This window comes from Cognatiyoonia koreensis (assembly GCF_900109295.1).
In the GTDB taxonomy this organism is placed as follows: domain Bacteria; phylum Pseudomonadota; class Alphaproteobacteria; order Rhodobacterales; family Rhodobacteraceae; genus Cognatiyoonia; species Cognatiyoonia koreensis.
Window position 1 is genome coordinate 146,147 of record NZ_FOIZ01000002.1, and the last position, 11,946, is coordinate 158,092.

The following is an 11,946-nucleotide window of genomic DNA, read 5'->3' on the forward strand; positions in this document are numbered from 1 at the left end:
TCACGTCCGCGATATATCGCTGAAATGGATATTCCATTGTTGGAAATCACGCGTAGATAGGATGGATGTTAAAGAATCTATGCCTTTCCATCGCGCTTGCCTGCATCGCGCAGTCCGCATCAGCCGGTCCCGCCGACGACGTGGTGTCTGTCGAAGTCCTGTCAGGCTGGCAGACCGAAAGCGGTAGTCAGATGGCAGGTCTACGCATTAAACTGGCACCCGGTTGGAAGACCTATTGGCGCGCACCCGGCGATGCTGGCATTCCCCCCATCATCAGCTTTCTGGGGTCCGACAACATCGCGAACACGCGCGTACAATGGCCCGTGCCAGAAGTATTCTATGAACAAGGCATGCGCAGCATCGGCTATTACGACGAGGTCGTTGTTCCAATCGAATTGATGCCAAAAACGGCAGGGACACCGATGACACTCAGCGGCGAAATGCAGATCGGCGTTTGCGAGGAAATCTGTGTCCCGGCGCATTTGGCATTCAGCGCCGTCATTCAACCAGGCGGCAACCGCTCGCCCGCCATCGTTGCGGCTCTGATTGATCGCCCCCTCACCGAAAAAGAAGCTGGCGTAACGCAGGCGATCTGCAGCTTTGCACCGGCTCCAAACGGCGTTGTCGTTAGCACGACACTTGCGCTACCGCATACAGGTGGCACCGAAGCCGTCGTGATCGAGGCAGGTGATCCGCACATTTGGGTGTCCGAGCCCGACGTCGTCAGAACAGGCAATCAAATCACCGCCACGTCGCGCATGGTTCACAGCAATGGCATAAGCTTTTCGCTGAACCGCGCGAATATTCGCATCACAGTTCTGGGTGCAAATCACGCAGTCGACGTCCGCGGGTGCAGTGCAGGCTAGGCCGTTGATTTGTTCGTCAACGCAAAAATCGCGGCAGTCACGAAATAGACCAGCACAATAAATGCGGCAACCAGCGCGATAAACAGGCCCAGTGCCGGGGCAAGCCCTCCGTTCAGCATCGGAAGCACAGTCGCCAGAATTGTCAGCGGCTGGCCTGTCACGATCACTGGACCGAACAGAACTCCAGCCAACAAAAACGCACCGAAACCTGCAATTCCGGCTGGCAGCCACATTGCGGGCCGGCGACTGCGCAAAGCGCGTTTGGCGGCACGAACCTGCTTGCCGACATCATGCTGCACCGCCATCAAAGACGGAACGACCAACAGCACAAGCACCATCCCGAATCCAAGACCGAAGACAAGCGTGACCACGGTCGGTTTCAGGAATTCGGCCTGATTGGACCCCTCATAAAGGAGCGGTGCAAGCCCTAACACAGTGGTCAATGTAGTTAAAAGCACCGGTCGCAAGCGATCGCACGCGCCGTCAATGATGGCAGGTATCAGTCCGCGATCCTCCGCATATTCGTCAATCGTCGTTACCAGAACAATTGAATCGTTGATCACGATTCCGACCATGCCGATCAGTCCGACGACCGTGAACATGCTCATCGGAATGCCCCAAAGGAAGTGTCCGTAAATCGTTCCAACAAGGCCAAACGGTATGATCGCCATAACAACAAGAGGACGGGTCCAACTGCTGAAGATCCATGCCAGCGACAGGAAAATACCGCATAAAACAAGGATCAACCCGTTGCGTGCGTCAGTCAGAAAGCGGCTTTCCTGTTCGCTCAAACCAGACAGTGCCGTCTCGACACCAAAGCGTTCCTGAATATCGGGAAGGATCGTGTCATTGATAATACCCTGAATTTCAGATGCGCGATCGGCGTTTTCATCATCAAGGTCGCCGGTGACAGATACCAAAGCTATTCCGTTTTCACGTCGGATCGTTGAAAAACCGGTGCGGCTTTGGACAGTGACGACATCACCCAAGGGGACGTAGACACCATTGCTGGTGCGGATTTGCATACGATCAAGGAAATCGGCTGACAGTTCATCAGCAGGCAGTTCCACGTTGATCGTCGCCGACCTTGCACCCACCGGATAACTTGCAGCCTCAATTCCGCCAAGGCGGTTCCGCAGGACACGTCCCAAACCGTCAATGCTCAAGCCCAGCGCCTCGCCCTGCGGTGTCAGCTCCAACAGCAACTCTTCCTTGTCATAGGCAAGGCTGTCCTCAAGACCACTGATTTCGCCAAACTGCGCCAATTCGGACTTAAGCGCCTCTGCCGCGTCTTTCAGAACCTCGGGAGACGCGCCAGACAACTGGATCGACAGGCTGTCGCCCCCCGGTCCACTGCCCCATGACCGAAAGCTGACCGTTTCCGCCATCGGATGTTGCCGCACGCTTTCCTGCAGATCAGCGACAAACGCGTAGCTTGAATAGGGTCGGCTGTCTGCATCAATCAGCGTGATGGACACGGACCCAAGTTGGTCAGGGTCCTTCTGCCCAGACCCCGCAATCGCCCGGCCAGAATTTCCACCGACTTGCGCAACAACGAACTGCAAGGGGCTTTGTCCATAGCGCTCTTGATAGTCTGCGCCCAATGCCTCGGTCGCGCGTTGCAGTTCGCGCATCATTTCGATGGTGTCTTCGCGGGTTGCACCGGGCAACATCGTAAAGTTACCGGTGACCTGACCTTGTTCTGGCGCGTTAAAGAAACGCCACTGCACGTCACCACGCACGACAAGCGCAACCTGACTGGCAAGGATCAGGACAACACCCGCAAGAACCGGATACCGCGCCCAGATCACGCCGGCCATGAACGGGCGGAAACAGGTCCGGCGGAACCAGTCAAAACCGCGGTTCACGATCCGCGAGGGGATGTCGTACCAGTGCTGCTTTTTTGTGTGGCCGATCGAATGGCTCAGGTGATGGGGAAGGATCAGAAAGCATTCAACCAAAGACGCCGCCAGCACAACGATCACCGTGAATGGAATATCGGCGATCAGGTCACCGAACCGTCCGCCGATAACGATCAGACCGAAAAAGGCGATAATCGTCGTCAACGTCGCTGAAAAGACCGGACTGAACATGCGCGTCGCCGCGCGCTCAGCAGCGACTGCCGGAGCTTCGCCCAATCGTCTGGCACGGAAATCCGCGTGTTCACCCACGACAATCGCATCATCGACGACAATCCCGAGGGTGATAATCAGCGCGAACAAAGAGATCATGTTGATGGTGATCCCGAACAGGTACATCAACCCGATCGCTGCGAACATGGCCGCCGGAATGCCTGCGGCCACCCAGAAAGCGGTCCGTGCGTTCAGAAAGAGGAACAGCAAAAGGACAACAAGTCCAAGGCCCATCAGACCATTGTCGAGCAGAATATCCAGTCGCCCGGTGATCTGTTCCGCCAACGTATTGACCAAGGTCATACTCACGCCAGCAGGGAGTGACGCCTCCATCTCCGCTGCGACGTCTTCGACGCTGCGTTGCAAACCAATAGCATCACCTGATGATGTCCGGTTGACCCGCACTTGAATCGCTGGGTCATCACCAACGAAAAACGCCCGTTCCCGGTCCGGTCCTTCGACACGGACAGTTGCGACGTCCGACACGGTCAGATTGGACCCATCGGGGTTCTGGCGCAGTGAGATCTGGCCGATCTGGTCCGCTGTACGTTTTGCAATACCCGTCCGTACACGTGTGGCGTTGGAAACGTCCCCTGCCGGATCGGCTTCGGCTTCCTCCGCTATACGATCAGCGATTTCGGCCATGCCGATATCATATTTGATCAACGCCGTAGACGGAACTTCGACAACGGTCGAAGGTGCGGCAACACCGCTGATGCTTGTCTGGGTTACACCTTCGGCAAACAAACGTATGACGAACTCGTCAGCAAAGCGGCCAAGTTGGTCGACGCCGACCGGTCCCGTGATGACAACGTCCGTGACCCGATCACTCCACCCGCCGCGCCGGATTTCAGGGTCTTCTGCATCCGCGGGAAGATTTGTAATGCTGTCCAAGGCCAGTTGCACATCTTCGTTCGCGCGGTCGATGTCGGTGCCCGGAAGGAATTCCACCGTAAATCCGGCACGTCCTTCGAATGCAGTGGTCGATGTGGCGCTCACCCCATCCACGGCCTGCAACACAGGTTCAACGATCTGCACAACGCCGGCGTCAACATCCTCCGGACCAGCACCAGGCCAGAACACAGAGACTTCGACGCTGTCGACAACGACATCCGGAAAGAACTGCGCACGCATGTTGGGAAACGCGATCAGGCCAGAGGCCAGCATGAGAAGCAACAGAAGGTTTGCAATCGTCTTGTGTCGTGTGAAATACGAAAAAATTCCACCAACGCTATTGCTCAGCCGATCTGTACGTTTTTGCATCGCTTAGGTCCCCATCCGGCTTTCAAGCCGTGCAATGGTTTCGGCAGGTACTTCATCCTGTTCTAGCTGTCCGATCAGACGCGTCTTTGCTTCCTCGGGCATCCGGCTGTCTGTGACGAATGCCACCAGCTTTGCGCGCCGTTCCGCGTCCAGAACCACGGTTTCGGGTGCAGCGGGTTCATCCATCGATTCCCCGCCCGTAATCGGGCGCACACCAATCCCGGCACCAAGCAAAGGAGAGCGTTCAGCAACGATACGTTCGCCGACCAGCCCTGCTGCAGCGATGATCACATCGTCGCCTTGCCTGCGCTTGACTTCGGTCTGGCGCACTTCAAGGCGATCTTCATCATTTACGACCAGAACAGTCCCGTCCGCCGCAACCGCGGTGGCAGGGACAAGGGCAACATTATCAAGCGCCGGTTCGTTGACACTTACCGTCACGAAATCCCCCGGACGAAAGCCAGCCGCGCTATCCAGCCGCGCGAATATAAGACGTCCGGTTTGCCCAGCACCCACTGCTGCGCCTTCGCGCGTGATGACTCCGCTTGCCTCGATCCCGATGCCAGATGCATCCAGCATCACCTTTATGGGCGCGGCAATCAGATTGCCTTCGCCTGACAGCAAGCGGGCGTACTGAGACGTGGATACACGAAACGCGACCTCAAGCTGGGTCGGATCCAACAAGGTCGCAAACCGTTCATTCGGTGTCACCCGCCCGCCCAGCGCAACTGTCACATCAGACAAGGTGCCATCGAAAACGGCAAAGATCTCTGTTTCATCCAAGGCACGGTCAGCTTCGGCAAGATCAATTTCAGCGCGCGCAAGTCGGGTCGCAGCCTGATCTACACGCGCCTCGGCACCTGCAAGGGCCTGTCTGCGCGACAGGACGGCAGCGTTTGCAGAACTTTCCGCCAGTTCCGCAGTTTCGACTGCGGCAGTTGTCCCAACGCCGCGTGTTTCGAGATCACGCGCACGGGTCAGGGCCTGCGCGCGCAATTCGGCCTGCGCTTGTGCTGCGGTAAGCTCATCTTCAGCCAACACCAGACCACGCTCGGCATCGCGCAACTCGGCCTGTGCATCCTGCAGATCAGCGGCAACACGATCGCGGCTAGCCTGCGCCGTCTTTGGATCAATCCGCATCAGAAGCTGTCCGGCGGTCACAACGCCGCCTTCGATCAGCGATGGATCCGCCTCCAGAACCGTTCCACCGACTGCTGACCGCAGATCAATCGAACGCTGGCTGCGCAATTCGCCAAACACCGTCAAAACGGGCTCAATGGTCTGCGGTTCGATTTCCACGATATTGACCGCAAAAACGCGTTCACGTTCAGGAAAGCTGCGCGGTTCTGCGTTCATGCGATCCTGCACCGCGACGCGCACCGTGTTTCCGGCAAAGGCAAGAAGGGCAAGCGTGATGGACAACAGGAAAACGCCCAAGAGAGAGCGACGCAAAAATCGCATGACCAATCCTCCGAAACAATCCCTAAGGGAAATAGCTTACGTCTGAACACTGTCCAGTCCTATGGTTAAACGCAGGTCGCTAGGTTTTCCGTCGCTGATGTTCGTCGAGACGTGGAAAAATTTCGACAAAGTTGCAGGGCAAGTGTCGGTAGTCGAGTTGCATTTTCAGGATTTCGTCCCAGGCATCCTTGCAAGCACCGGGGCTGCCGGGAAGGGCGAAAAGGTATGTGCCATTGGCCACACCGCCAGTGGCGCGGGACTGCACTGCAGATGTTCCGATCTTTTGCATACTGACGATTGTAAAGATCGTTCCAAAAGCTTCGATTTCCTTTTCATAGACGTCACGATGGGCTTCGACCGTTACATCCCGCCCCGTCAGGCCAGTGCCCCCAGTCGAAATGACAACATCGATATCAGGACTGGCGCACCAATCGCGCAGTTGTGCGGCAATCAATTCCCGTTCGTCTTTCACGATCTTCCGGTCAGCAAGCACGTGCCCTGCATCCGTTATCCGGCTGACAAGTACAGCCCCGGACCGGTCATCATCAAGAACACGCGTATCGCTGACCGTCAGGACCGCGATCCGTACCGGCATGAAAGGTTTCTTTTCGTCAATACGGCTCATGCCGCGAACCTAGTGGCACGGGTTACTGGCTGGCAAGCGCGGCGTAGACACCTGCGCATCAGGTTAGCGTCTTCAGTTTGGCCTGCACTGCCAGCAAATCGGCCCAAGCATCACGCTTTGCTGCAGTCTGGCGCAGCAGATAGGCTGGATGGAACATCGGCATTGCAGAGCGATCCAGAACATCCATCCATTGACCGCGAATGCGAGTGATACCGGCACGCCCAAGAAGCGCCTGACATGGCGTATTTCCCATCAATATCAATATCTTGGGATCAACCAACGCGACGTGTCGATTCAAGAACGGCAGCATCATCGCGATCTCGTCTGCATCCGGGGTCCGGTTCGATGGCGGACGCCAAGGCAGAACATTCGTAATATAGATCGACTGCGCCGGATCTTCCGTTGCGCGGTTTAGCCCGATGGCAGCCAACATCTTGTCGAGCAGCTGCCCCGCCTGACCAACGAAGGGTTTGCCAGCGCGGTCTTCTTCGCGACCGGGTGCTTCACCGACAATCATGACGCGTGCGGCGGGATTGCCATCAGAAAACACGAACTTATGCGCCCCTTTCTTCAGGTCGCAAAGCTCGAACGCTTCCATCGCTGCAGCCAAAGACGGCAAATCCTGTGCCTGTTCAGCTGCAGCCTGCACCAGCGCGACCGCGTCGACAGCAGCGGGTTCGGCGATCGGCGGCGGTGGTATTGCAGCGGCAACCACTTTTGGTCGTTGGGTTTCAAGCGCATAGCGGTCAACGGGCGCATCACAGATTGCATCTGTAACGCCGAGTTCGACCTGCCACTCTAACAAAGCGCGGTCGTTCCAATAGGATGAGGCAGCCTCCATTGCGCTAGAATAAGCCGATTCCTTTCCAATGGGCAGGGGGAACATTGCGTTGCTTATTTTCTCGCCAGCCAGGGCACGCCTGAATACCTGCAAATAGGCCCATGCACCGGCCGTACACCGGACGTGCACAAGGCGTGCACCGAATATCTGAAAATCAGGCGGGATGATCATGCTCGTGTTTCTGTTCAGCTTCACTGATTTGGGCATCCCTTCGGGGATTTCAGGAGGCTCAAACTCCATTTAGGTCGCCGCTGTCCGACTAGGCAGCGCGATTTCCTTAATCCGGAACAGACGGCCCAGCGGATTGAAGCCCAACTGCCCCCGCCCTATACAGGTTCGACAATAGAGGGTCGTGCATGACATTCCGCCAAAAGCATCTGCTGGGGATCGAACCCCTTCACCCGACAGAAATCACAACCATACTGGATCTTGCTGACGGCTATGCGGACCGGCCCACGGATACGCGGCATCGCGATGTGCTGGCAGGCATGACCCAGATCAACATGTTCTTTGAAAATTCGACCCGCACACAGGCGAGTTTCGAACTGGCCGGAAAGCGGCTTGGCGCTGATGTGATGAACATGGCGATGCAGGCGAGCAGCATCAAAAAAGGCGAAACACTGATCGACACCGCATTGACGCTGAACGCGATGCACCCTGACCTGCTTGTTGTGCGTCATCCACATTCAGGTGCTGTGGATCTGCTGTCGCAAAAGGTGAACGGCGCAGTGCTGAATGCAGGCGACGGGCGCCACGAACATCCAACACAGGCGCTGCTGGACGCTTTGACAATCCGTCGCGCAAAGGGTCGTCTGCACCGCCTGTCGGTTGCGATCTGCGGCGACATTGCGCATTCACGCGTGGCGCGTTCCAACATCATGCTGCTTGGCAAGATGGAGAACCGTGTCCGGCTGATCGGTCCGCCGACGCTGATGCCAGCGGGAATTTCAGAATTTGGGGTCGAGGTCTTCAACGACATGGAGGAAGGGCTGAAAGACGTGGACGTCGTGATGATGCTGCGCCTTCAAAAGGAACGCATGGATGGCGGCTTTATCCCGTCAGAACGGGAGTATTTTCACCGTTACGGGTTGAACGCCGAAAAGCTGAAACATGCCAAGGCGGACGCGATCGTGATGCACCCCGGCCCGATGAATCGCGGCGTTGAAATCGACGGAACCATTGCAGACGACATCAACCGATCCGTGATCCAGACGCAGGTTGAAATGGGCGTTGCGGTGCGCATGGCCGCGATGGATTTGCTGGCCCAGAACCTGCGCGCGGCACGCAAGTCCAGCGTCATAGCATGACCCTTCCCGCGCCGATCCAATCCCAGCTTTCCAAGAACGAGATCGTTTTGTGGGACGCCAAACCCGACGCACCCGAAAGGCTTTCGGCCTATGCGGGTTGGCACACTTGGGTGGCACGGGTTTTCTTTGCTATTTCCGCCGTGATGACGCTTTTGATCTGGACCAACATCGGCGCATTCGGTGCGGGTCGGTTGACTTGGGAGATGATCGCGCTTGTCGGCGGGCCCATTGCCATCGGGCTTGCGATCCGCTTTGGCTTTGCTTGGCGGGCGCGCGATGCGATGCGGCGCGTGCATTATGTTGTCACGAACCAGCGGGTTCTGATCCAGACCAGATCGCAGACGATGTCGTTCAAGATCCGCCCAGATATGCCCGCCGAAATCATTAAGGGGCGCAACGAACGCGATGTTGTCAGACTGACCGAAGCCGGGCAGTTCACATTTGTGAATGACGACGACATCCATCCCATGGTCTATACTCTTCCCAAAGGTATGGTCCTTGCGCGCGCAGACGCCGTCTTGGCGCTCAAGGCAATCGACTCCGTGAAGGCGATGAAATGACAGTTACAATCCCCGCAAACGACTTTGGCCAGCTTAGGATATTTGCGCTGGATTTTGCGCCACCAGAAGCACTGAAGGAAAAAACGGCAGAAGGCATCGCCGGGGCATTCGGTGTGCTTTTGAATCCGGACTATATCGACGTGATCGACACTGCGGCGCTGAGTGACCTGACGCTGGCCGACTATATCCGGCAGGGGTATGATTTTCAGCCCGACGCAGCTGATCTTGTCGCGCTCGACAGTTTGTCCGGCTGGATCATCATTGTCATGTCGCGCGCAACTGACGGTGCCGGGACGACACTCGATCTCGCCCCGGGTCTGCGGCATGTGACAACGATCGGCACGCCCTTGGCGATGTCGGCACCGGTTTCGATGGACACAGACTCTGCCAAGGGTGTGCTTACGCCGACAACGAAGGTGCCAATGTCGGACGCCCGGATTGGCGGGATGGTCGCGACGCTTGCCCTGCTCGTGCTTTTTGTACTCGTGGCCCTTATGATATTCATCGCGGGCTAAAGCCGCTGCCTGCTCTTGACGCCGCCCGTTCGAGCGTGCAGCAAACAGCGAAGTCCGCAAAGGTCATCCATGTCCAAAATCCTGTTCAAGAATGCCCGCCTGATTGACCCTGTTGCCTTGAGCGACAGCAACGGCGCACTTCTTGTCGAAAATGGCGTCATCACGACGATCTATGACACGTCGCCGGACATGACCGGGCCAACGATCGTGGAGTGTGACGGCAAATGCCTTGCCCCTGGCATCATCGACATCGGCGTGAAGGTGAGCGAACCGGGAGAGCGGCACAAGGAGAGCTTTCGTTCAGCCGGACGCGCAGCGGCGGCTGGCGGCGTCACGACGATCGTGACGCGCCCCGATACCTTGCCCGCAATCGACACGCCGGAAACGCTGGAATTTGTCGAGCGCCGCGCGCAGGAAGACGCGCCTGTTCACGTCTTGCCAATGGCTGCCCTAACCAAGGGGCGCGAAGGCCGCGAAATGACCGAGATCGGTTTTCTGCAAGACGCGGGGGCTGTGGCATTCACGGATTGCGACCGGGTCATTACGAATACCAAGGTCTTCTCGCGGGCGCTGACCTACGCGCGCTCGCTTGATGCGCTAGTCATTGCGCATGTGCAGGACCCCGGCCTGTCCGAAGGGGCATCTGTCACGTCCGGGAAATTTGCGTCGCTGCGTGGTTTGCCTGCTGTGTCGGCGATGGCCGAACGCATGGCGCTTGATCGCGATATCGCGCTGCTGGAAATGACCGGTGCCAAATATCACGCGGACCAGATCACGACGGCCCGTGCCCTGCCCGCGCTGGAGCGTGCAAAACGCAACGGGCTGGATATCACTGCCGGCGTTGGCATTCACCACCTGACGCTGAATGACATGGACGTGGCCGATTACCGGACCTTCTTCAAACTCAAGCCGCCGCTGCGCTGCGAAGAAGACCGGTTGGCGACTGTCCAAGCGCTTGCCGATGGGCTGATCGATATCATTTCATCCATGCACACGCCGCAGGATGAAGAAAGCAAACGGCTGCCGTTTGAAGAGGCCGCGTCAGGTGCTGTCGGGCTGGAAACGCTGTTGCCCGCCGCGCTACGGCTGTACCACGAAGGCATGATCGACCTGCCGCGCCTGTTCCGCGCCATGTCCCTGAACCCCGCGCGGCGGCTGGGTCTATCTTCGGGACGTCTGCACGAAGGCGCGCCGGCCGACCTTGTGTTATTCGATCCAGACGCGCCTTTTGTCCTTGATCGCGCATCGCTTCTTTCCAAATCGAAAAATACGCCGTTTGATGGCGCACGGCTTCAGGGCAAGACTCTTGGCACCTGGGTCAATGGGAAAAGGGTCTTTGGCTGATGCCTGAACTGACATCCACGATACCGGTTTTGCTAATCTGGGCCATTGTCGGCTATCTGCTTGGCTCTATTCCTTCGGGCGTCGTCGTCGCCAAGGCGATGGGTCTGGGGAACCTGCGTGAAATCGGATCCGGTAATATTGGTGCAACGAATGTGCTACGGACAGGGTCGAAACCTGCCGCTGCGCTGACCCTTCTGTTCGATGCGGGCAAAGGTGCGTTGGCTGTTCTTTTGGCCCGCGCTGTTTCGGGTGAGGACGCGGCACAGGTTGCAGCGTTGCTTGCCTTTCTGGGGCATTGTTTCCCTGTGTGGCTTGGTTTCAGGGGTGGCAAAGGTGTCGCGACCTATTTTGGGATCATGCTTGCACTGGTTCCGATTGCCGGCCTGATCGCCTGTGGAATCTGGCTCGCCACGGCAGCAATCAGCCGCTACTCGTCGCTGGCCGCGCTGTTCGTTGCAGGATGGACGCCGGTCGTTATGGCTTTTACGACGGACGGCAAGGCTTTCATTCTTGCCGCGATCCTCGGGCTTTTGATTTACGCAAGACACCTTGGAAACATCAAAAGGATCAAGGCGGGCACCGAACACAAGATCGGGCAGTCGAAATCCTAGGCGAACGGTAAGAACCTGCGCCGCTTGAGCCACCATAAGGCACCGCCCAGTCCAGCAGTCTGCGCCCCAAGACCGAGTTCCTGCCCGTAGACCAACAGGATCACCGCTGTCAGGATCAGAAGCGCGGGCAGGTTGAAAAGTGGTGAAAGAACTTCGCCGAGGCTCTTTATCCCCATGATCCACGCCAAGATCATCAGTGGCGGCCCCACGAACAGCACACCCGCCCACGCCCCCATCAGGAATGCAGTCGCACCTTGCGGATGCACGGATGCGCCACCGACCAGCGGCAAGCCGACAAGCAGTAGCATCCCGAAACGCGGGTTCAGATAAAACGGCATGGATAGCCCTCCACACAATCAGGGTATCGGTCAATCAAGACAAAATTGTGGCGCATTTTCCCACCGAAGTGACTGTCGTTGTT

At 57.5% G+C, this 11,946-nt stretch carries 11 protein-coding genes; 6 read left to right on the top strand and 5 right to left on the bottom strand.

The features are described from left to right. Positions 1–65: 65 nt before the first annotated feature. Positions 66–866 carry a protein-disulfide reductase DsbD domain-containing protein gene (locus tag BMY44_RS12425; protein WP_089995293.1) on the top strand — a complete coding sequence of 267 codons (801 nt, stop codon included), beginning with the start codon at positions 66–68 and terminating at the stop codon, positions 864–866. Here BMY44_RS12425 and BMY44_RS12430 read toward each other — a convergent pair. The 4 genes from BMY44_RS12430 to BMY44_RS12445 all read right to left on the bottom strand — a co-directional run bounded on the left by BMY44_RS12430 (position 863) and on the right by BMY44_RS12445 (position 7,188). Next, positions 863–4,261, bottom strand: a complete 3,399-nt coding sequence (locus BMY44_RS12430) for an efflux RND transporter permease subunit (RefSeq protein ID WP_089995296.1) — start codon at positions 4,259–4,261, stop codon at positions 863–865. The two genes, BMY44_RS12425 and BMY44_RS12430, sit on opposite strands and share 4 nt — an antisense overlap. A 3-nt stretch (positions 4,262–4,264) precedes the next feature. Then, positions 4,265–5,722 (bottom strand): efflux RND transporter periplasmic adaptor subunit, encoded by a 1,458-nt coding sequence (locus tag BMY44_RS12435; protein WP_089995299.1) that lies wholly within the window; start codon positions 5,720–5,722, stop codon positions 4,265–4,267. A gap of 79 nt (positions 5,723–5,801) precedes the next feature. Beyond that, on the bottom strand, positions 5,802–6,347 hold the full coding sequence (gene moaB, locus BMY44_RS12440; protein WP_089995302.1) for a molybdenum cofactor biosynthesis protein B: 546 nt from the start codon (positions 6,345–6,347) through the stop codon (positions 5,802–5,804). A gap of 58 nt (positions 6,348–6,405) precedes the next feature. Next, positions 6,406–7,188 (bottom strand): uracil-DNA glycosylase, encoded by a 783-nt coding sequence (locus BMY44_RS12445; protein ID WP_089997151.1) that lies wholly within the window; start codon positions 7,186–7,188, stop codon positions 6,406–6,408. 356 nt (positions 7,189–7,544) lie between these two features. Between BMY44_RS12445 and BMY44_RS12450 the strand changes: the two genes are divergently transcribed. The 5 genes from BMY44_RS12450 to plsY all read left to right on the top strand — a co-directional run bounded on the left by BMY44_RS12450 (position 7,545) and on the right by plsY (position 11,525). Further along, positions 7,545–8,495 (top strand): aspartate carbamoyltransferase catalytic subunit, encoded by a 951-nt coding sequence (locus BMY44_RS12450; protein WP_089995305.1) that lies wholly within the window; start codon positions 7,545–7,547, stop codon positions 8,493–8,495. After that, positions 8,492–9,055: a hypothetical protein gene (locus BMY44_RS12455; RefSeq protein WP_089995308.1), complete on the top strand. Its 564-nt coding sequence runs from the start codon at positions 8,492–8,494 to the stop codon at positions 9,053–9,055. Before BMY44_RS12450 ends, BMY44_RS12455 begins: the two co-directional genes overlap by 4 nt. After that, entirely contained in the window at positions 9,052–9,570 is a 519-nt protein-coding gene (locus BMY44_RS12460) for a hypothetical protein (RefSeq protein WP_089995311.1), read from the top strand. The genes BMY44_RS12455 and BMY44_RS12460 overlap by 4 nt, the downstream gene beginning before the upstream one ends. Positions 9,571–9,639: 69 nt before the next feature. Next, positions 9,640–10,914 (top strand): dihydroorotase, encoded by a 1,275-nt coding sequence (pyrC, locus tag BMY44_RS12465; RefSeq protein WP_089995313.1) that lies wholly within the window; start codon positions 9,640–9,642, stop codon positions 10,912–10,914. After that, a complete protein-coding gene (gene plsY / locus BMY44_RS12470) occupies positions 10,914–11,525 on the top strand; it encodes a glycerol-3-phosphate 1-O-acyltransferase PlsY (RefSeq protein WP_089995316.1) in 612 nt (203 codons plus the stop codon). The genes pyrC and plsY overlap by 1 nt, the downstream gene beginning before the upstream one ends. Here plsY and BMY44_RS12475 read toward each other — a convergent pair. Further along, positions 11,522–11,863, bottom strand: coding sequence for a hypothetical protein (locus BMY44_RS12475; protein ID WP_089995319.1), 342 nt, complete (start codon positions 11,861–11,863; stop codon positions 11,522–11,524). The genes plsY and BMY44_RS12475 overlap by 4 nt on opposite strands. Between the last annotated feature and the right edge of the window lie 83 nt (positions 11,864–11,946).